The organism is Paenibacillus sp. strain BS8-2, assembly GCF_054483835.1.
Genome location: NZ_CM137010.1, coordinates 4350327 through 4371023, shown reverse-complemented (window position 1 = coordinate 4371023; position 20697 = coordinate 4350327). Strand labels below are relative to the sequence as shown.

Annotated in this window: 19 protein-coding genes; 9 read left to right on the top strand and 10 right to left on the bottom strand. The window is 48.3% G+C overall.

What is annotated here, in order from left to right; all coding sequences use genetic code 11:
- Window positions 1–103 precede the first annotated feature (103 nt).
- Window positions 104–1009: a LysR family transcriptional regulator gene (locus ACX1C1_RS18820; RefSeq protein WP_458953712.1), complete on the top strand. Its 906-nt coding sequence runs from the start codon at window positions 104–106 to the stop codon at window positions 1007–1009.
- Between the two features lie 36 nt (window positions 1010–1045).
- On the opposite strand, the gene ACX1C1_RS18815 is transcribed toward ACX1C1_RS18820, so the two are convergent.
- On the bottom strand, window positions 1046–1840 hold the full coding sequence (locus ACX1C1_RS18815; RefSeq protein ID WP_458953711.1) for a carbon-nitrogen family hydrolase: 795 nt from the start codon (window positions 1838–1840) through the stop codon (window positions 1046–1048).
- Between the two features lie 123 nt (window positions 1841–1963).
- On the opposite strand from ACX1C1_RS18815, the gene ACX1C1_RS18810 reads away from it, so the two are divergent.
- From ACX1C1_RS18810 to mtnB, 8 genes are all read left to right on the top strand, one after another.
- The gene (locus tag ACX1C1_RS18810) at window positions 1964–2482 is read left to right on the top strand and encodes a hypothetical protein (RefSeq protein ID WP_458953710.1); all 519 of its coding nucleotides are present in this window, start codon (window positions 1964–1966) and stop codon (window positions 2480–2482) included.
- Window positions 2483–2563: 81 nt separating this feature from the next.
- On the top strand, window positions 2564–3760 hold the full coding sequence (locus tag ACX1C1_RS18805) for an aminotransferase class I/II-fold pyridoxal phosphate-dependent enzyme (RefSeq protein WP_458953709.1): 1197 nt from the start codon (window positions 2564–2566) through the stop codon (window positions 3758–3760).
- 424 nt (window positions 3761–4184) lie between these two features.
- Window positions 4185–5294: a glutamate 5-kinase gene (gene proB / locus ACX1C1_RS18800; protein WP_458953708.1), complete on the top strand. Its 1110-nt coding sequence runs from the start codon at window positions 4185–4187 to the stop codon at window positions 5292–5294.
- A 26-nt stretch (window positions 5295–5320) separates the two neighbouring features.
- Window positions 5321–6577, top strand: coding sequence for a glutamate-5-semialdehyde dehydrogenase (locus tag ACX1C1_RS18795; protein WP_458957720.1), 1257 nt, complete (start codon window positions 5321–5323; stop codon window positions 6575–6577).
- 45 nt (window positions 6578–6622) lie between these two features.
- Window positions 6623–7492 (top strand): pyrroline-5-carboxylate reductase, encoded by an 870-nt coding sequence (gene proC, locus ACX1C1_RS18790; protein WP_458953707.1) that lies wholly within the window; start codon window positions 6623–6625, stop codon window positions 7490–7492.
- On the top strand, window positions 7489–8718 hold the full coding sequence (locus tag ACX1C1_RS18785; RefSeq protein ID WP_458953706.1) for a 2,3-diketo-5-methylthiopentyl-1-phosphate enolase: 1230 nt from the start codon (window positions 7489–7491) through the stop codon (window positions 8716–8718). Before proC ends, ACX1C1_RS18785 begins: the two co-directional genes overlap by 4 nt.
- Entirely contained in the window at window positions 8715–9392 is a 678-nt protein-coding gene (locus ACX1C1_RS18780; RefSeq protein WP_458953705.1) for a 2-hydroxy-3-keto-5-methylthiopentenyl-1-phosphate phosphatase, read from the top strand. Before ACX1C1_RS18785 ends, ACX1C1_RS18780 begins: the two co-directional genes overlap by 4 nt.
- Window positions 9393–9399: 7 nt before the next feature.
- A complete protein-coding gene (gene mtnB / locus ACX1C1_RS18775) occupies window positions 9400–10056 on the top strand; it encodes a methylthioribulose 1-phosphate dehydratase (protein ID WP_458953704.1) in 657 nt (218 codons plus the stop codon).
- 90 nt (window positions 10057–10146) lie between these two features.
- Here mtnB and ACX1C1_RS18770 read toward each other — a convergent pair whose 3' ends face one another.
- From ACX1C1_RS18770 to dinG, 9 genes are all read right to left on the bottom strand, one after another.
- The gene (locus ACX1C1_RS18770; protein WP_458953703.1) at window positions 10147–10830 is read right to left on the bottom strand and encodes a DnaD domain protein; all 684 of its coding nucleotides are present in this window, start codon (window positions 10828–10830) and stop codon (window positions 10147–10149) included.
- Window positions 10831–10953: 123 nt separating this feature from the next.
- Entirely contained in the window at window positions 10954–12159 is a 1206-nt protein-coding gene (locus tag ACX1C1_RS18765; protein WP_458953702.1) for an acetate kinase, read from the bottom strand.
- Window positions 12156–13031 (bottom strand): 3-hydroxyacyl-CoA dehydrogenase family protein, encoded by an 876-nt coding sequence (locus tag ACX1C1_RS18760; RefSeq protein ID WP_458957719.1) that lies wholly within the window; start codon window positions 13029–13031, stop codon window positions 12156–12158. Before ACX1C1_RS18760 ends, ACX1C1_RS18765 begins: the two co-directional genes overlap by 4 nt.
- Window positions 13032–13131: 100 nt before the next feature.
- Window positions 13132–14625, bottom strand: a complete 1494-nt coding sequence (locus ACX1C1_RS18755) for an AAA family ATPase (RefSeq protein WP_458953701.1) — start codon at window positions 14623–14625, stop codon at window positions 13132–13134.
- Complete coding sequence (locus tag ACX1C1_RS18750) at window positions 14625–15161, bottom strand: hypothetical protein (protein WP_458953700.1); 537 nt, start codon at window positions 15159–15161, stop codon at window positions 14625–14627. The genes ACX1C1_RS18755 and ACX1C1_RS18750 overlap by 1 nt, the downstream gene beginning before the upstream one ends.
- Window positions 15162–15324: 163 nt before the next feature.
- The gene (locus ACX1C1_RS18745) at window positions 15325–15813 is read right to left on the bottom strand and encodes a hypothetical protein (RefSeq protein WP_458953699.1); all 489 of its coding nucleotides are present in this window, start codon (window positions 15811–15813) and stop codon (window positions 15325–15327) included.
- Between the two features lie 32 nt (window positions 15814–15845).
- Complete coding sequence (locus tag ACX1C1_RS18740; RefSeq protein ID WP_458953698.1) at window positions 15846–17147, bottom strand: amidohydrolase; 1302 nt, start codon at window positions 17145–17147, stop codon at window positions 15846–15848.
- Window positions 17128–17784 carry a redox-sensing transcriptional repressor Rex gene (locus ACX1C1_RS18735; protein WP_458953697.1) on the bottom strand — a complete coding sequence of 219 codons (657 nt, stop codon included), beginning with the start codon at window positions 17782–17784 and terminating at the stop codon, window positions 17128–17130. The genes ACX1C1_RS18740 and ACX1C1_RS18735 overlap by 20 nt, the downstream gene beginning before the upstream one ends.
- A complete protein-coding gene (gene dinG / locus ACX1C1_RS18730; RefSeq protein WP_458953696.1) occupies window positions 17781–20681 on the bottom strand; it encodes an ATP-dependent DNA helicase DinG in 2901 nt (966 codons plus the stop codon). The genes ACX1C1_RS18735 and dinG overlap by 4 nt, the downstream gene beginning before the upstream one ends.
- Between the last annotated feature and the right edge of the window lie 16 nt (window positions 20682–20697).

The following is a 20697-nucleotide window of genomic DNA, read 5'->3' as shown; positions in this document are numbered from 1 at the left end:
AATCATAACATGTCTTTCTTCATTGATCTAAGATATAATATCTATAACATCTATAGGTAATGACTATAAGTTTGAATCTTTAATTGAGAGGTGTACTCCTGCAATGGAATTGAGACAATTGAATTACGTGATCCAAATCGCAAGTGAAAAAAATTTCTCACGCGCAGCAGATAAGCTGCATATCGCACAGCCCTCGCTCAGTCAGCAATTATCGAAGCTTGAGCAGGAGCTGGGCGTACTCCTCTTTCGTAGAACGACCAACTCGGTCGAGCTCACGCAGGCGGGGCAAGTTTTTGTGGACAAGTCTCAAGGCATCCTGGATGCTGTCGAGCAGTTAAAGCAGGAAATGGACGACATGGCTCAGATGCGGCGAGGCCGTCTCGTTGTTGGAACGCTTCCCATTACGGGCTCGCATGTACTCCCTCTTGTGCTCCCTGTCTTCGGCTCCTCGTTCCCACAGATTGAAGTCGTCCTTGTAGAAGAAACGACGGCGAGATTGGAACAACTTACCGCAAGCGGCGGCACCGATATAAGTTTGCTTTCTCTTCCTCTTATAGACAACTCGCTTGCCTGGGAGCCGTTTCTTGAAGAAGAGATTTGCCTTGCCGTACCTCCACAACATCCTTTGGCCCAAAGCAATGAAAAGATCGATATTGCCTCGCTAAAGGACGAACCGTTTATCGGTCTCAAACGCGGACAAGGCTTTCGCCAGATTACAGTCGAGCTCTGCGAAGCTGCCGGGTTCTCGCCTAAGATCGTGTTCGAGAGCAGTAATATCGAAACCGTGCAGTCACTCGTAGCGGGCAGTATGGGCATCGCTTTTGTCCCTCAGATGCTGACTCGGCCTATGGGTGGGGACTTTGCGCCGGTTTATTTGCCGCTAATCTCCAAACCGACAAGGACGCTCGTTATTGCCAGCCGCAAGGGACGGTATCTATCCAAAGCTGCTCAATCCTTTATCACAACACTTAATGAAACGATAGGCCAGTACCACAACAAAAGGAGCTAGGACCGTATGGTTCCCTAGCTCCTCCAACATCTACGATTAATACAACTGTGGGCGTCGGTCCTCAAATACTGGAATTCGCGTCCGCACATCATCCACCAAAGACAAGTCGATATCAGCGAACAGTACCATCTCATCTTCGCCTGCTTCTGCAATAATCTCTCCCCATGGATCAATGACTATAGAATGACCAAAGAACGACGTCTCACCGCTCTGCCCCATCCGGTTGCAAGCAATGACGTACATTTGATTCTCGATCGCCCGAGCGGTCAAGAGTGTCCTCCAATGATGTAATCTCGGATTCGGCCATTCTGCAGCTACGAATAGCAGCTTGGCGCCGCCTAGCGCCAGCTTTCTCGCGAGCTCAGGGAAACGGATGTCGTAACAAATCATCATACCCGCTTCCGCATCTTCAATCGTAAGGCTGCCAGGTTTATCTCCGGCTTGCAGATGTTTTTCTTCTGCCATCAGCCTGAATAAGTGAATTTTCGAATAATCGCCAATACGATTGCCTTCTCGGTCAAACGCCAGCATCGTGTTGTAGACACCATTTTCGCGTTTCTCCGCAATTGATCCGCCTACGATATACACGCCGTGTTTTTTGCTGAAAGCAGAAAGCATCTCGACTGTGCGTGCCCCTTCGACATCCGCTAATCCTTCGATCTCCTCTAGAGCGTATCCAGTATTCCACATCTCTGGGAACAATAGTACATCAGGTTTATTAGGATCTTCCATCGTTTTTTCCATCAGCTCACGCAGCTTGCCGAAGTTTCGCTCCGGATCGCCCGCTTCGATATACATTTGCAGCAGTGCCAGCCGCAGCTTTGTTGCCATGTGCCTCATTCCTCCAGGTAACGTTATTTCCCTAATGATACCGCCTCATGCTTCTCTGTCAAGATGGACAACTTAAACAGGAAAGCAACTTTCAAGACATTACCCATTAGGAGATGATCATTTGTGCTTATTCGGTCCAATCGATTCATTATTATAGCAGCTGCCGTGCTGCTGCTAGTATCTGCATTTGTCGCTCCAACCGCTTCAGCATTTGCTGGCCTAAGCCCTGAAGCGCGTTCCGACAGTACCAATAGCTCCAGCAACAACAATCCTAATGAAGGCACGTTAAAACCCGTTCAAGCTTTTGATGTTTCGCAAGGCAAAATCGTAAAGACAGTCGCTAATGACAAAAAGTTTCAGAAAATGGCGAAATCGTGGATTAAATCCGTATCCGGGCTGTCGCCGCAAATAACGAGCGATAGTAGCTGCACTTTTGTATATCGTGTTCCGTTAGACAAGCCGACTGTCGTTACCGCAGGAGCTGTAACCGTGACAGCTCAGGATCTCTTCTTATTTTATTGCCAGGATAAACCGCCGCTTCTATTGGTGTTTGATGATGCTCGCAAACCATATTTGATGCTCTTCGACAAGGATATTAAACCTTTTATCCGCAAAGTTGGCGTTCCAGAGCTAGCCGAATAGTTGCCGTTCGTGCTACATTATTGCTAATGTCCAAGCGATTTAAGCGCTACGGATGCAGCAAGCAATGTGGAGAGTGAAGTGATGATGATGGAAGTCAAGGAAAAGCGGATTCAACCCGCGGAACGTATGTCGGCTTTGCCGACGCAATTTTTCGCCAAGTTGGTAGGTAAAGCGAATGCACAGATCGCCAAAGGGCGTGATGTCATCAACTTGGGACAAGGCAATCCGGACCAACCGACGCCTCCCCATATCGTGAAGCAACTACAGGATTCCGCGGCGAATCCTCTATACCATAAGTACCCGCCGTTTAGCGGCTACGCGTTTCTCAAAGAAGCAGTGGCGTCACGGTACAAACAAGATTACGGCGTGGAGCTAGACCCTGCCACTGAAGTGGCGATCTTGTTCGGCGGCAAGACGGGACTCGTCGAGATTAGCCAATGCCTTCTTAATCCAGGCGATGTCTGTCTTGTTCCCGATCCTGGATATCCAGACTATTGGTCAGGTGTCGCACTCGCAGGCGCCGAAATGTCTTTTTTACCACTGACCAAAGATAATGGCTTCTTGCCGGATCTTACTGCGATTAGTGACGAGATCGCTGACAAAGCCAAGCTGATGTTCATGAATTATCCGAACAATCCGACTGGCGCAGTTGCAAATGAAGATTTTTATGCTGAAGCAGTTGCCTTTGCCAAACGTCACGATATTGTGATCGCAAGCGACTTCGCATATGGCGCAATCGGATTCGACGGCAAGAAACAACTCAGTTTCCTCCAAACGCCTGGCGCCAAGGAAGTAGGCATCGAGTTCTATACCTTGTCCAAAACCTACAATATGGCGGGATGGCGCGTTGGATTTGCCCTTGGCAATCCAGAGATCATCTCCTTAATTAATCTGATCCAGGACCATTACTATTGCAGTCTGTTCGGCGGCATCCAAGAAGCTGCGGCGCTTGCCCTGACAGGCCCGCAGCAATGCGTCGAAGAACTAACCGCCATGTACGAACGTCGACGGGACGTTTTGTTCGAAGCTCTGGATGAAATCGGCTGGAAAGCCGACAAACCAGGCGGTTCCTTCTTCTGCTGGTTACCCGTACCCGAGGGCTATACATCCGAACAGTTCGCGGACAAACTTTTGTTCGAAGCTGATGTAGTCGTTGCACCAGGCATTGGATTCGGCACTCATGGCGAAGGTTATGTAAGGTTAGGTCTGCTCACGAACGAAGATCGACTTCGCGAAGCTGTCGCTCGAATCGGCAACCTAGGTATCTTCAACAAATAAGGCTATCGATATGCGGCATTAGGGTTCAAATGGTGATTTGACTTGCTTTACAGGTCCCGCTGATCATGCTATTCTAAATGTAATTGAACATGAAACGTGATGACGGGACCAGTACGCAAGCCAAGCCACGCCCAGAGAGTAAATTCCTTAGGCTGCAAGAATTTACCGATGACCGCTTGCTGAACCTATCTCCGAACGGCCGGCGACAAGCCGGACAGTGCCTCCTGTTACGAGGTTACGAAGATGGATGCGCCTGCTTGCAATCAAGCTGGCCGTCAATAAAGGTGGTACCGCGGAAGCGCAGACTTTCGTCCTTTTGATTAGGGATGAAGGTCTTTTTTTGTTGCCGCTGTCCAAGCATCCCAGCGGCACTGCGGTAAGATTAGATTCATGAATAATGGATGATAAGAACGGATGTGACGCGATGACGGATAGAATCGTTGTGAAGATTGGAAGCAGCTCCTTGACCTCGGAAGAAGGCGGCTTAAACAAAGAACGAATACGTTATTTCGCCGGGGAGCTCGCAACCCAGCACGCCGAAGGCCATGCTGTGATGCTGGTAACCTCAGGCGCGGTAGCTGCTGGCTTCCGCCGGATTGGATACCCGACGAGGCCCAAAGTCGTTCATGAGAAGCAAGCAGCTGCAGCCGTTGGTCAAGCGCTGCTCATGCAAGCTTACCAAGAGGAGCTAGGCCAATATAATATCGTAGCCGCCCAGATTCTGCTTACTCGTGCGGACTTCTCCAATCGCAGACGTATCCAGAATGCGCTTATGACGATCGAAGAGCTGTTGAAGCGCCGAATTATACCTATAATTAACGAGAATGATACTGTCGCCACCGACGAACTCGTCTTAAAGTTCGGCGACAATGACAACCTCTCTGCACTCGTAGCGGCGATGACCAAAGCCTCGAAGCTGATCATCATTACCGATATGGATGGTTTATATACAGAGGATCCACGCAAAAATCCCGAGGCTGTCAAGATCGGACGTGTGAATCAAATATCCGAAGAGATTCTCCGCCTTGCAGGCGGAGCCGGATCGGCTGTTGGTACCGGAGGCATGCGCTCCAAAATCGAGGCGGCAAGAATCGCCATGCGCGGCGGTGTCGGGGCTTTTATCGGCAAAGTGACCCATGAAGGTGATCTTACCGCTGCCGTCAACGGCACCGGCAGCGGCACGTATTTTGACACTAAGCTGCACAGCTTGTCTATGAAGAAACAATGGTTGGGCTTCCACTCGATGCCGCAAGGTCGTATTACGGTCGATGAAGGTGCTGTTAACGCTTTGCTTGCTGGGGGCAAGAGCCTGCTGCCTGCAGGGGTCATAGACAGCTCAGGGGATTTCCATCCCGGAGATGTGGTTGAGGTTGTTGACAGGAACGGTATTATCCTTGGTAGAGGCGTGGTAAATTACGCGCCATGGCAGCTGCAGGCTGCTGCAGGACTTGGCAGTGAGGAAGCGTCTCGAAGAGTAGACGTACACCGTATAGAGGTTATCCATCGCGACGAATGGGTGTCGCTACAATCATAGCATGAGCGAGGAGGATGTCAGGCATGATAAGTGAAGTAAGAACAAAGGCTGCGCTTGCGCAAGAAGCGGCGATTGCCGCAGGACGACTGACTACCGAACAGAAAAACGAAGCATTGCTTGCAATTGCGGATGCGCTTGTCGAGCGACAAGAAGAAATCATGACTGCTAATGCTGAGGATCTCCATAATGGACGAGAAAATGGAACGTCCTCATCCCTGCTGGATCGACTCGCATTGAACGCGGAACGAATCGAAGGTATAGCCGAGGGCTTGCGTCAGATCGTATCGCTTCCAGATCCGGTCGGAGAACAACTAGAAGCGATACAAAGACCAAACGGATTATCGATTCAGCAAATTCGTGTTCCGCTTGGCGTAATCGGCATGATTTATGAAGCACGTCCTAATGTAACAGTAGATGCGGCTGGGTTATGTCTCAAAACAGGTAACTGTGTCGTGCTTCGCGGCGGCTCAGCGGCCCTAGAGTCCAATCGTGTCATTGTCCGAATTATGCGGGACGCTTTACGCTCCACCGCCCTGCCGCCTGATGCCGTTCAATTAATCGAGGATTCCGACCGTGCTTCGGTCAACGAAATGCTGAAGCTTAACGGTCTGCTGGATGTCGTGATTCCGCGAGGTGGAGCGGCGCTGATCCGTAACGTCGTCGAGAATGCGACGGTCCCTGTCATCGAAACAGGCGCAGGTATATGCCATGTGTATGTGGATGAGTCCGCATCGCTAGCGATGGCTTCCGATATCGCTTATAACGCTAAAGTTCAACGTCCTTCTGTCTGTAATTCCATCGAGACATTGTTAGTACACGCCTCTTATACGAGACAGCAATTGGAAGAGATCATTGCCCCTATGGTCAAAGCGAATGTCGAATTCAAAGGCTGCGCGCGCACAGTTGCCTTGCTCTCAGGCCATATAGCTATAACAGAAGCGACCACTGAAAACTTTGCGACCGAATACAATGATTATATTTTGAACATTCGAATCGTAGACGATCTGGACGGTGCACTTGATCATATTCGACATTACGGCACCAAACATTCGGAATGTATCATCACAGAAAACGATGCGAACGCCGAACATTTCCTTCAGGCAGTCGACGCAGCTGCCGTCTATCATAATGCTTCAACCCGCTTCACGGACGGATTCGAGTTTGGGTTCGGCGCGGAAATTGGGATCAGTACGCAGAAGCTCCATGCACGCGGACCGATGGGATTGCCTGCTCTGACATCGACGAAGTATCGGATCATTGGCAATGGCCAAGTACGAGATTAATGAAAAAAGGAATTGAAGGAAACGGAATTAAAGGAGGATTCACCGATGACAATCATAACGCAAACAGGCATCGCAGCCATGAAGATTTGTTTTTTTGGAGCAGGCTCGATGGCAGAAGCCATTGCCCGCGGTCTTATTCATCGCGAACTTATATCGCCTGATCGCATTTCTATGTTAAATCGTACCAACTCGGAACGTCTGACGGAGTTAAACGGCAAATATGGCATTACAACGATTCTGCAAGGCGAAACAAACGAACATTATTTGGCCAATGCCGATATTGTTTTCCTAGCCATGAAGCCCAAAGACGCTGCGGTTGCTATAGCGGCGATTGCGCCGCTGCTATCACCTAATCAACTTATCGTCTCTGTCATTGCTGGTCTGTCGATTCGATCGATCGAGCTGCTCTTGGGCGGTAAACAAGCGATCGTCCGTACGATGCCCAATACATCAAGCACCATCGGACTAGGCGCAACGGGAATCAGTTATTCTGAATCTGTAACGGCTCAACAGCGTACCATCGCTGAAACCATGTTCCAATCGATTGGCATTAATGCGGTCGTAGAAGAATCGCTGCAAGAATCCATAACCGGAATTTCCGGCAGCGGTCCCGCTTATGTTTATTATTTTATGGAATCCATGCTGCAAGCAGCAACAGAACTTGGATTACAGCCGGATATGGCGCGTGATCTTGTCGTTCAGACCGTGCTGGGCGCAGCCGAGATGGTACGTCAGACAGGAGAAGAACCGGCAGAACTCAGACGCAAGGTAACTTCGCCTAACGGCACAACACAAGCAGCAATAGAGCTAATGTCGGAACGCGGTATGCGCGAGAGCATAATAGCCGGAGCCAAACGATCCGCGGAGCGTGCAGGCGAGATCGGCTCCGACATCGAAAGGGGCATAACGGGATGAGCATGTGTATTGCAACGTATCGTTCCTTCGACGACAAAGCAGACTTCAACAAAAAAGCAACATCCATCGCTGTTGGTTTGACGGTTGGAAGCTGGACGGAACTGCCCGAAGCTCAAAAAGCAGAAATGGAAAAACATTTGGGCAAAGTACTCTCCGTCGAAGTATTTGAACCTCAAAACGGAGTTTCTGGCGAGCGTTACGCTGATATTCGTATTGCTTATCCCGATATCAACTTTAGTCGCGATATCCCCGCCCTGCTCGTTACGGTGTTCGGTAAATTATCGATGGATGGCAAGATCAAGTTAATGGATCTAGACTTCTCCGAATCGTTCATTTCGGCATTTCCTGGTCCAAAGTTCGGTCTTTCGGGCATTCGCGATTATCTAGGCGTCCATGACCGCCCATTACTGATGAGCATATTCAAATCAGTGGTCGGACATGATCTGAACGGCTTGCGCGATCAATTCTACAAACAAGCCCTTGGCGGTGTTGATTTGATTAAGGATGACGAAATATTGTTTGAGAATCCGTTAACGCCACTGGAGAAGCGTGTAGAGACATGTATGGAAGCCGCTCGCAAGGCATCCGAAGAGACTGGACAGAAGCTGCTTTACGCCGTCAATCTGACAGGACCAACTTCCCAGCTCGCTGCCAATGCTCGCAAGGCAATTGCAGCAGGTGCTAATGCTCTTCTCTTTAACGTTCTTGCTTATGGATACGATGTCCTGCATGAGCTCAGCAGCGATTCCAGCATCAACGTGCCAATAGCTGCACATCCCGCAATGGCAGGCGCGATGTATCCGTCGCCGCATTATGGAATCTCGGCATCGCTGCTTCTAGGCAAGCTGATGCGCCTCGCAGGTGCCGATCTGGCGTTGTTCCCGTCGCCGTATGGCTCTGTGGTGATGCCCAAAGCCGAGAATCTAGCTGTTAAGGATGCGTTGCTCCAGCCGCTTCATGGACTGAAGCAAACATTCCCGGTTCCATCCGCAGGGATCCATCCTGGTCTTGTCCCATTAATCCTTCGCGACTTCGGAACAGACGTCGTCGTGAACGCCGGAGGCGGTATCCATGGTCACGCGATGGGCACAGCTGCTGGTGGACAAGCATTCCGTCAAGCGATCCAAGCAACATTAGCAGGAACTTCACTGCAAGAAGCAAGCACAAAACCTGGCCATGAAGCATTAGCGGCCGCAATTCAAGCATGGGGGATCAGAGAAGCATGACCCAATTATCGACATCTAAGAAACGCATCGTCTTCTGTGACTTTGACGGCACGATAACCGTCAATGACAATATCGTAGCCATAATCAAACATTTTGACCCGCCTGGTTGGGAAGACATCGCGACGCGTACTCTCGCAACGGAAATTTCAATTAAAGAAGGGGTGGGAGCGATGTTCCGCCTCCTCCCTTCGACGCTCAAACAGGAAGTCATCGAATACGGCATTTCCAATGCTCGGATTCGTGAGGGATTCCCTGAGTTCCTAGCCTATTGCAAAGAAAATGATATCGAATTTTATGTCACGAGCGGCGGTATCGATTTCTTCGTCCATCCGATCCTGAAACCCTATGAAATCCCTCTGGATCATATCTATTGCAACAGCAGCGATTTCAGCGGAGAACAAATCGAGATTCTTTGGCCTAATCCGTGTGATGGCCATTGCAATAATCAATGCGGCATGTGCAAAACGACGATTATGCGGCGATTTGGCGGGGATGAATATGAACGTATTATCATTGGCGATAGCGTGACTGACTTCGAAGGCGCTAAGCTTGCAGATGCTGTCTATTCTCGCTCTTACTTAACGGTCAAGTGTAACGAGCTCGGGATTGCCCATACCGAATTCGAGACATTCCACGATATTATCTCCGTCATGAAGGCTGAGCAGAAAGGATAACAACGACATGACCTTTACATCTATACGTACAGAACAGAAACAAAGCGCATTAGCCCAGCTTCGCGAGGTCAAGGAATTGTTCACATCACGCGGCTGGTTCCCCGGAACCAGCGGTAATTTATCTGTTCGCGTAGGCGATTATACGCCGGAGCAATTCCAATTCGCCATCACGGCCAGCGGCAAAGACAAGACCGTGCACACGCCTGAAGATTATCTGTTTGTTGATCAAGACGGCAAAGCATGTGAAGCTACATCACTCAAACCGTCAGCTGAGACCTTGATCCATTGCGAAATTTACCGTCTAACGGGCGCAGGTGCAATCTTCCATGTACACACCGTGTTCAATAGCGTCATTTCCGAATATTTCTGGGATCGCAAATCCGTACCTGTAGATGGCGTGGAATTGATCAAAGGATTTAACATCTGGGACGAGGAAGCACATATCGATATTCCGATCGTTTCGAACTTTGCCCATATCCCGTCTATCGTTCCCGAAATTACAGAACGTTTGACGGATCGGATCCCCGGTATCTTGCTACGCAAACATGGCATTTATGCTTGGGGTGCAAACGCCTTTGAAGCCAAACGCCATCTCGAAGCATTCGAATTTATTTTTGAATATGTTTATCGCTGGGAGCTGCTCAAGAACAGCTCGCGCAACTAATGAGATGATAGAATCATAAATTAACAAATAACCCGAATCCCGCAGAAATTTGTTCTGTAGAGATCCGGGTTATTTTTTTAGTCGTATACATTATTTGTTTCCACCATAGTACCTATCATTGCGTGCTCGCGCCTCATCTGAGTTCGTGATCCGGTTGCGCGCCCATTCGATAAGTATTCGATCGATGTAACGGAGGTTTAGCTTACCTGCGAACACAGCTTCTTTGAGTGCGAATAAAATGATCTCTTCCGTGTAACGATCCTGATCGATCCACCCGCTAATCGTCTCGCATTCGTAAGGGGACAGCAATCGTCCGAATTCCTGCTCGAAGGTTGAGAACAGATCAGTAGACGGCTGCTTTGTGCGCGGCGGCGTGCTTTGCCGCTCTGCTTTCTTAGACGACCTTCTCTCCTCCGCCCCAAGCTCAGATGCTCGCATCAACCAGCCGGTCCAATTATACCGCTCAGCTTGCATCCCGGTATCACCATCGACGTAATCATCAATTGTCAAGAAGCCGTCCTTGATAAGCCGACTGATTCGTTCACTAACGATTCGGGGCGATATTCCCATCCGATCCGCTAGTTGTTCCATCGTAGGGAAGTCCATCAGGTCACCTTGCGCGAACGACATGAGATGCATCAATAATAAGACATCGGTTTCTTTCAATCCCAATCCTGCCGCCGTACGGAACAGTACATGCGGTAGAAAAACCCCGCCTTCCGCCATCGCAGCTGCCCATCCGTGCGCGTAAGCCTTCCACAATTCGTCGCTCATACATTTGTCTCCTTTCATCCTAATATGCTTACGCCTCTACTTAAACGGCTGACGCCGTCCCTGTAGGGACGGCATCAGCTTCCTGCTTATAAACCTTTACAGCCCCAGCCGCTATTCGCCTAGTCAGTGAGTGCCATTCGTTAACGTGTACGTGTCTCTGGCAATCAGCAGCTCTTCATTGGTCGGCACAACGAGCACTTTCACACGCGAGCTCGAGGTGGAAATGTCACGTACCGTCTTATTGCGCGCGTCGTTAAGCGTATCGTCCAGCTCCAGGCCAAGAAACGTAAGGCCATCGCATACAGCTTTGCGAAGGATAGCCGAATTTTCTCCAACGCCTGCTGTGAACAGCAGCACATCGATTCCGTTCATGGCTGCCGCGTACGCGCCGATATATTTTTTGACACGATAGACGTACATATCAAACGCTAATTTGGCGTTAGAATCGCCTTCCGTCATCGCCTCTACAACCTCGCGCATATCACTGCTAAGTCCAGAAATGGCTTGCATGCCGCTGTGTTTATTAAGCATGGAGTTTACTTCGTTAAGCGTTAATTCTTCCTTGTTCATGACATATGGTACAATCGCCGGGTCAATATCTCCGCTGCGAGTGCCCATCATCAGTCCCTCCAGCGGTGTCATCCCCATGCTTGTATCGAGCGACTTGCCATCTTTAATTGCCGCACAGCTCGCTCCATTGCCAATATGGCAAGTGACCATCTTAAGCGATTCGAGTGGTTTGTTTAAGAAACGAGCCGCTGTGTCGCTCACATAAGAATGGGAAGTGCCATGGAAGCCGTATCTACGGATCTTATGTCTGCGGTAAAGCACCTTCGGAATCGGGTACAAGTAGGATGTCTCCGGCATCGTCTGATGAAATGCGGTGTCAAATACGACAACTTGCGGGATATTCGGCATGTTCGCTTCTACTGCAAGAATACCCGTCATATGAGCTGGGTTGTGCAGTGGTGCCAGATCGAACAACCGTTTAATCTCCGCCTTGACTTCCTCTGTGACAATGACCGAATTTTTGAACGCTTCGCCGCCATGAACAATTCGGTGACCGACTGCATCGATCTCGCCGATGGAAACTAATACACCGTGATCCGCATGGACGAGCATATCCAGAATACGTTTGACTGCCGTAACATGATCCAGAATTTCGCTGACATCGCGAACTTCGGGCTTGTTGACCGGCTCATGCGTAACAATGGAGGAATCCATCCCAATGCGCTCAACACGGCCACTCGCGAGCACCGATTCGTCAATCATATTGTACAACTGATATTTCAGCGATGAACTGCCTGCGTTAATGACGAGTACTTTCATGAGATACGGTCTCCGTCCTTGTCATAATGGAAAAACCCGATTCCCGACTTCACGCCTAAGTGTCCACCGCGAACCATTTTTTTGAGTACAATCGACGGACGATACTTTAACTCTCCATACTCACGGAACATACGTTCTAGCGCCGTGAGCACAGAATCCAGGCCGAACCGATCCGCCATTTCGAAGGGACCATGCTGGAATGAATAACCGATACGCATCGCGTTATCGATATCTGCTGCAGATGCGACACCTTCCTCTAACACATGAAGTGCCTCGTTGATAAACAAACAGATTAAGCGGGTCGTAACAAAGCCGGGTGATTCGAACACCATGACGCCTTTTTTCTGAATCACTTCTTCAACAAAAAACTTCGTTTGCGTGAACGTTTCCTCAGACGTCTTGAGTCCACGAACAATCTCCACAAGATCAATTTTAAATACAGGATATATAAAATGAAGGCCGATAACGCGTTCCGGATAAGTTGTCACACTAGCCAGCTCTGTTAAACTAAGCGTTGAAGTATTACTTGCGAGTAAGGTCCGTTCACCGACAGCAGCATCCAGTTTACGGAAAACATCCTTTTTGGCATCAAGGTCCTCCGATATGGTCTCAATGACTAGCTCACAATCTGCTAACACCTCGTATGTATGCACGGACTTCATTCTAGACAGAATTAACTTTTTTTCGGCGCCGGTCAGTGCCCATTTCTCGATCTGCTTATCCAAACTCATCTCTATCATCTGAAGACCGTAATTTAACCGCTCGAGCGACTGCTCCATAAGTAGAACATCCAGGCCTTTGGCAGCTAACATCTCAGCAATGCCTTGTCCCATCGTTCCAATTCCGATAACGCCAACTTTCTTAATCATCAGCTATTATGACTCCTTCTAGGTTGATCATACCCTTCTATTATAACGATTTTTGAGCAAAAGAAGAAGGCAAACCCCGAGTTTGCCTCCAATTTGTAATATTTTATGCCGCATCACAGCTGGCCATCAAGTTTCTGAATGCTTCTCCATTTACACTCTCTTCATCCAAAAGCGTTTGCAGAGCGAAATCAAATACTTCTCTTCGTGATTCCAGCATCGCTTTGGTTTTGGCCATCAATGATTCAAGAATATCATTCGTAACTGCAGACCACTTGTCAGGCGTCATCATCGTGCCGTCGATAATACCGGCGTCGGTAAGCCCGGATTCCACTAATGTTTTGACGATGCTCACCGCTTGATCGAAATCACCTCGTGAGCCCGTACTGCGTTCTCCATAGAACATTTCCTCAGCTGCTGCCCCGCCAAGCGCGATCATAATTTGACCATGCAAGAAACCTGTCGTATAGAGGTATTGATCCTGCTCCGGTTGATGACGCACATAACCGAGTGCTCCCCCTCGCGGCGACAAAGCCACCTGTGACACGCTTCCTGGACGGACCAGCTCAGCCATAATGGCATGACCGAGTTCGTGCAGCGCAACACGTTTTCTCTCTGCCGCTGACGTTTCTTTATCCGTTTTTTCCCCTAACATTACCTTATCAATCGCCATTTGAAGATGGCCCGAGGTCAATGCCTCCGAATTGTCTCTCAGAGCATAGATCGCAGCTTCGTTCATGACCGACTCTAGCTGCGCGCCTGAGAAGCTGTACGTTTGTTCAGCAATACCGTTCAAGTCCACCGTAGCGTCAACAGGCTTGTTGGCTGCATGAATGCGAAGAATATGCAATCTGCCTTTCTTGTCCGGCAAGTCAACGCCGATATGACGATCGAAGCGGCCCGGTCTTAATAATGCGCTATCGAGCATTTCTTTCCTATTGGTAGCCGCAATAATTAGAATTTGCGGTGATTCGTTACCATGAATCCCATCCATTTCCGTCAATAATTGATTCAATGTTTGATCATATTCACGATGTTGACCGCCGTCTCGTTTACCTCCGATAACCTCTATTTCATCGATAAAAATGACAGCGCTTGATTTGCCCTCTTTTTTGGCTTTGGTTCGCGCTTCTTTGAATAGATCACGAATACGTCCCGCTCCTACGCCGACGTACATCTCGACGAATTCACTGCCGGAAGCGGCCAAATAAACTGAATTTGTGTATTGCGCCGCCGCTTTCGCGAGCAGCGTCTTGCCCGTGCCCGGAGGACCAGCAAGCAAAATCCCCTTTAACGGACGAATACCCAGCTTTTCGATCAGCTCTTTTTTTACCAGGAAATCCAGCGCTTCCATCAGTTCTTGTTTCGCTCTTTCTTGTCCTCCGATCTCGTCGAACGTAAAGGAGGACGACTTTACCGCTTTACGTCTTCCGCCATTTGAGATCGTAGTCAGCTTTCCTTTTCCTCTGGAAACAAAAAACAAACCACCGCCTATCGCAGCAAGGATAACGAAAGGCAGCACATTGATCCCAATTGTTTGCAAGAAAACAAGTGCCACAACAGCAACTCCGAGTCCGATTTCAAGGCCGAATTTGCGCATTACCACACCTCCAATTGGTTCGCGATACGCGGCAACACAACAAATTTGGTTGCTCCTGCTTGCTCCGCTCTAATGGTAATATAAACATTATTTTCATCCATTTCTGTAGTTGCCGTGACGCCTTCAACCGTGTTAGCAATCTTATTCATTGCATCTGGAATAGTCGAATATGTTTTTATTTCCATCGCTTCGGCCACTTCGAACATGGCGCTATACCACAGTTGCTCTAGCGTTTCATTCGAATTGCTTTCCAGTGTAATGTTAATCTTCCGGCTGCCAGCAGCTTCGGTTGCCTGCTTCATCGCTTCATTGTATGTTTCCCTCAGGCTGGCATCAGCAGTTAATTGGAGCTTAACGTTCAAATCATCTTGACTGATAGCAGGTTTCGAAGCTGCCTCGATGCCTGGCATAGCTTCAAGCTTATCGGTCAGCGGTGCTGCAACAGCATACTGTTTATAGAGCGCAAATCCTCCGAATAAGAAGACCGCAGCCGTGACAATCGATATAACGAGCGGAATTACTTTTGGTTTTCTCATCGTCGATTTCCTCCTATGCATATATAAAGTTTATTTGTGTATATCAACTTTGCTATACGATAGTATATCATAATTCGCGATACATTTACGGGTGTAAAAACAGGAAAAGGGACCAGCTAGGTCCCTTTTCAAATTATTCAACTTGTTGTTTTCTCGCTAGTTGTTATGCAGGCAACAAATAAGTTTCCAGCAGCTTAGCTTCATCATCGAAGCTATAGAAATCGTAATATTGATATTCGATCCCGTCTGAGCTCGAAGCGTAATACACTTCCCATGCAGGAGCTCCCCTAAACATGCCTGGCTGGATTCGGATCAACTCTGCATTTGGTTTAGTGCTTTTGAACTTCGATTTGAGATTATCATGAGTCATGACATCAGATACGTTCACGCTTTGAGTTGTCTCATCGTCTTTCAGAAACACGTATTTGGACTCTTCATTGCTCGTCCCTAAACCGATCCATACGGTTTCATCCCAAATATGCTTATGAATATCATCCACAACATCAAGTTCCCCACTCGAAATCAGTTGGCTGCGAGCTGCTCCTTCTTCATTCCAGTGTGGTATCTGGACGCCTCTGTAATATAATCCCAACCAAATCGTAAACGTCAAGACAGCGGCCACGATGATCCATAACCACTTGCTCGGCGTCATATAGGATCGCCGCTTTTTCTCAATCGTCCTCATTAGCCGTTAAGCAGCCGTTCGAAGCTGGCCTGCGCCTCTCTACGAATTTTCTCTTCGTCGAGCAATGTACAGACACGATTATGGACAACCTGTGTACCGTTCACCCAAACATGGCGAACATCTCTACCGTTAGCTGCATATACAAGATGTGACACGATGTCCGTTAGCGGATAGAAGTGCGGCTGATCGATATCAATCGCCACCAGATCCGCCTTCATGCCTTCTTTCAACATGCCGATTTGCTGCGATTGCCAGATTGCAGAAGCACCTGAAGAAGTAGCCAACTTAAGCGCTTCATATGCAGGTATTGCAGTTGGATCTCCCGATACGCCTTTGTGCAACAATGCGGCCATCGTCATCTCTTGGAACAAATCGAGATTGTTGTTGCTTGCAGCGCTATCCGTTCCAAGCGCAACTTTGATGCCAGCTTTCAGCATCTCCGGCAACCTTGCCACTCCGCTTGCGAGCTTCAGATTGCTAACAGGATTATGTGCAACAGAAACATCATATTGTGCTAACATCGCAATTTCCTCATCATTAAGATGAACAGCATGTGCTACGAGCGCTGGACGCGAGAAGAAACCAAGTTTGTGCAGATGCTCGACTGGACGCATGCCGTAATCTTGAACGTTTTGCTCCACCTCGCGAAGCGATTCCGACATATGTGTATGCAAAGCGAAAGAATGATCATGAGCAGCTTGCACAAATTTCTCGATAAAAGCTGGCGGACAAGTATAGGGGGCATGCGGCGACAACATCGTAGTAATTCGCCCGTTGCCTCTTCCATTCCATTCGAGCGCGAATGCGACGGCTTCCTCCAGCTTTGCCCGCTGTTCCTCTTCTGAGCAAAGACCGATTGCGCCGCGCATGAGGACACCACGAATGCCCGATTGTTCGGTAATTTTGGCTACTTCGTCCATTCGATCATACATATCAAGGAAAGTGGTTGTCCCCGAACGGAGCATCTCCACAATGGCGAGCGCAGTTCCGGCTCTTGTATCCGCCGCAACATAACGACCCTCCATCGGCCACATTTTCTGCTCTAGCCATACCTGTAAGTTCTGATCATCCGAGTATCCTCTAAGCAATGACATTGCCGCATGACCGTGAGCATTAATAAGTCCCGGCATAAAAGCTAATCCTTTGCCATCCAGCTTCTGGACTTGCTCCGAAAGACCTTCAGGTTCTTGCTCACCGATATATGTAATTTGATCGTCAGTTACAACCATATGCCCTTTTATAACTGAAGCTTCATCGTTCATTGTGACAAATAATCCATTTCTAATCCACAGCTGGCTCATCGCTTTCTTCTCCTTCATGATTCAAATAATAGGCCAAGCTCAACAGCTCTCTCGTAAAGTCGGCGTGATGGATACGAACTTCATCAGGAACACGCAATATAGCCGGCGCGAAATTTAAGATCCCTTCTACTCCAGCAGAAACAAATTGATTGGCAACATTTTGTGCTTCAATACCTGGAACCGTTATAATGCCGATTCGGATCTTCTGCTCCGCGATCGTCGCTACTAATTCGCTCATCGGCTGTACGACCAAATTATTAATATTGGTGCCGATCTTGGATGGATGATCATCGAATACTGCTGTAATTTTCATGTTGTCTTTCGAATACTTGTTGTAATTACATAATGCATGACCAAGGTTGCCTGCTCCGACCAGAGCAACCTTAATCGTTTGATTTACTTTCAGAATTTGGCGAATGATTTCGATTAAGTACACGACATCATAACCAATTCCTTTCCGGCCAAATTCTCCGAAATAAGCAAGATCCTTACGTATTTGTGCGGGGTTCAGATCCAATTTGACGCCAAGTTCCTGTGACGACACCGTTTGAATTTCGCGGCTGTTTAGTTCGTTGAGCACTTGCAGATAGATAGGAAGACGGCGTACGACCGCTTCGGATATTTTCGCATGCTTCACGTTGTTGCCTCCCTTGTTGCCTCAAGTCCTTCTAATGCAATGACCGAATCTTCCTTCTGAAGCCATTCCCTCATTCTTCCGACCATCTGGGATGTAAACATCGTTTCGATCTTAGGGCCCGGCAATGAATACAGGAAATGTTTGCCGTAATACGCATCAATGACTCTGGTATCGTAGATAATGACGATTCCTTTGTCCTGAGAAGTACGCACCAACCGACCAAAACCTTGTTTGAAACGAATGACGGCTTGAGGGATGGATAATTTCATAAACGGATTCTGTTTCTGTCGTTGCAAGAGCTCTGCTTTCGCTTCTTGTAATGGGTGATTCGGCGGTTGGAATGGTAAACGAACGATCGCGAGACAAGTTAGTGCTTCACCTGGAATATCCACGCCTTCCCAGAAACTGCTTGTTCCAAGTAACACGGTCTCTGGTTGCTGCAAGAATCGTCTTGTTAGCTTCGTACGATTACTGCTGTCAATGCCTTGTCCAAGCAAGCCGATTCCGCTGGCCGATAAGCCATCTTTCATGAGCTCGTATACTTGCTTCAGCATCTTATAGGAAGTGAATAATACGAGCATTCGACCTTTGGTCTCGATAGCGGCGTCAACAAGCGAAGTGGCTAGTTTGCTCAAATATGCTCCGTCCACAGAAGCCCCTTTGACAACCGGGAAGTCACGCGGCACCATGACCAACGCCTGCTCTCTATATCGGAACGGAGAAGGAAGTTGCACCGCCTTAAGCCTGCCTGATGATTCGTAGCCTGTTAAGCCAAGTTGTTCTTCTGCATATTGGAACGACTTCTGTACCGTTAGAGTAGCGGAAGTCATAATGATACTGTCCTTAGCGTCAAAAAAGTACTTCTGCAGCTGCTCGCTGACATCCACGGGCGCAGCATACAATTGTATGGAACGATATCGATAGACCGCACTTGCTTCGATCCAGAATACAAAGCTGGTCTGCTCCAGCTTCATGAACATACGCAGCTCATCCTTCACGCGCGTCATATCGCGTATTGCGCCATTTAGATCGGTAAGTACAGCTTGAACAGCGATCTCATCTATACGATCCTTGACATCATTCATAAGCTTCTCGGCTGATTTGATAACCCGAGTCAACTCGACGTGAATGTTATTTTCTACTTGAACCGCTTCCTCCCAGCCGAGGGGCAGATCGGACGGTTGCAATCTTCGAACGCTAGCACCTGTTTCGCCAACTTGGTCTGGACTCTCACCGGTCAAGATATATAACATCTCGAACAGCTTGTCCCAGTGCTCCTTAATGTCTTGGAAAATCGGTATGATCGTATCAATGGTTTCCATCCAGGCTTGAACATGATCATCGCCTTCATCCTGCAGCTTGATACGCAATGAAGGTAATAAGCCAGAGCGATTATCTTTGAACAATCGTCCCACTGTCTGCACGAGCGAAAAATAATTGATGTTCATCCCCAGATGCTTGCCTGCTACTTCCTCTACATGATGTGCTTCATCTATGATGAGATGCGCATAAGTTGGCAACAAACGATTATCCGCTTGTACGTCCGTGAATAATAAAGAATGATTGGTAATCGTAACATCTGCAATATTAGATTCATGTTTCGCCCGATGATAATAACAACGTTTGAACCATGGGCAAGCGCGATTAAGACAAGAATCTGCGTCACTTGATACGGTAGACCAGAAGTCCGCACCGCGACTGCCGAGATTAAGCTCCTCTTGGTCGCCGGTTTCCGTCTCGCTTAACCAAATGACCATCTGCGAGGCTGTCACAGCATCTTCCACAGGAGAAACCATGTCCATCGTATTCACTTTGCCTTCGAATTTACGCATGCAAAGGTAATTGCCCCTGCCTTTGAATATGGAAGCACGGACAGGGAAAGGCAACACGTCAGCAATTAAAGGGAGATCGCGACTCCTAAGCTGCTCTTGCAGATTGATGGTATGTGTACTGACCACGATTTTGCTCTCATTTTTGACTCCGTAATACAGCGCAGGTATTAAGTAACCCAATGACTTCCCAGTGCCCGTGCCTGCTTCAATCATAAGATGCTGGTCCGATGCCAATGCTTGGTACACTTCATGGAACATTTGTGTTTGAGGCTCACGTTCTTCGTAATCCTGAAAGCGCTCTTGAAACTTGGCTCGCACAATATCCAGATAATCTTCGAAGGTCATATCTGCAGGAATCGGATCCGCTTGCATGTCCTGGCGGGCAGGCTTTTCTTCATTCCATTCTCCTGCTTTAAGAGCAAACTGGCGATAATAATCGAATTCGTTGGATTGAAATACAACCGTTTGCTCCATCTTCGTTAAGTTGAGACGAAGGAATTCATGCAAATCCTTCGTAGGATCAATCAACGCAACGAGCCGCTGCAAGGTGAGCAGCGGCAAGGAGCGAAGCTTGTTGACAGCTTCCATGAATATATATGCGGTAGCAAGCGCATCGCTGTCCGCGCGGTGATGTTGATCATGTTGGATACCAAACAGCTCCGCGACAGCTCCGAGTTGATAAGTCGTAATCGACGGATAGAGGATCCTCAGCAATTCGATCGTATCCAGACGATTTCCAGTAAACGGGAAATAACCGCAACGCTCCAGCGATTGATTCAAGAATCCTGCATCAAAACCGACATTATGCGCCACCAATACAGCATCGTCAAGCAGAGGAATAAGCTGAAGCAGAACGTCGCTTAGCTCTGGCGCGTCCATAACCATCTCCTCTGTAATGCCGGTTAATTGCGTAATAAAGGCTGGGATCGGCACTGTAGGCTTCACGAATGAACTAAACGTATTAACAATCGTCAAGTCATCTGAGACGATGACAACGCCGACTTGAATAATATCGTCTTCTGAGCTATGTCCCGTCGTTTCCAAATCCAGTACTGCGTATTTCATTATATCCCCGATCCTC

Bases quoted from the DNA above. Each gene is read 5' to 3' on its own strand.
- ACX1C1_RS18750 (WP_458953700.1), bottom strand. From the start codon at position 15,161: ATGAGAAAACCAAAAGTAATTCCGCTCGTTATATCGATTGTCACGGCT.
- ACX1C1_RS18780 (WP_458953705.1), top strand. From the start codon at position 8,715: ATGACCCAATTATCGACATCTAAGAAACGCATCGTCTTCTGTGACTTT.
- ACX1C1_RS18740 (WP_458953698.1), bottom strand. From the start codon at position 17,147: ATGAGCCAGCTGTGGATTAGAAATGGATTATTTGTCACAATGAACGAT.
- ACX1C1_RS18755 (WP_458953701.1), bottom strand. From the start codon at position 14,625: ATGCGCAAATTCGGCCTTGAAATCGGACTCGGAGTTGCTGTTGTGGCA.
- mtnB (WP_458953704.1), top strand. From the start codon at position 9,400: ATGACCTTTACATCTATACGTACAGAACAGAAACAAAGCGCATTAGCC.
- ACX1C1_RS18805 (WP_458953709.1), top strand. From the start codon at position 2,564: ATGATGATGGAAGTCAAGGAAAAGCGGATTCAACCCGCGGAACGTATG.
- ACX1C1_RS18820 (WP_458953712.1), top strand. From the start codon at position 104: ATGGAATTGAGACAATTGAATTACGTGATCCAAATCGCAAGTGAAAAA.
- ACX1C1_RS18745 (WP_458953699.1), bottom strand. From the start codon at position 15,813: ATGACGCCGAGCAAGTGGTTATGGATCATCGTGGCCGCTGTCTTGACG.
- dinG (WP_458953696.1), bottom strand. From the start codon at position 20,681: ATGAAATACGCAGTACTGGATTTGGAAACGACGGGACATAGCTCAGAA.
- ACX1C1_RS18815 (WP_458953711.1), bottom strand. From the start codon at position 1,840: ATGGCAACAAAGCTGCGGCTGGCACTGCTGCAAATGTATATCGAAGCG.
- ACX1C1_RS18785 (WP_458953706.1), top strand. From the start codon at position 7,489: ATGAGCATGTGTATTGCAACGTATCGTTCCTTCGACGACAAAGCAGAC.
- ACX1C1_RS18770 (WP_458953703.1), bottom strand. From the start codon at position 10,830: ATGAGCGACGAATTGTGGAAGGCTTACGCGCACGGATGGGCAGCTGCG.
- proC (WP_458953707.1), top strand. From the start codon at position 6,623: ATGACAATCATAACGCAAACAGGCATCGCAGCCATGAAGATTTGTTTT.
- ACX1C1_RS18765 (WP_458953702.1), bottom strand. From the start codon at position 12,159: ATGAAAGTACTCGTCATTAACGCAGGCAGTTCATCGCTGAAATATCAG.
- proB (WP_458953708.1), top strand. From the start codon at position 4,185: ATGACGGATAGAATCGTTGTGAAGATTGGAAGCAGCTCCTTGACCTCG.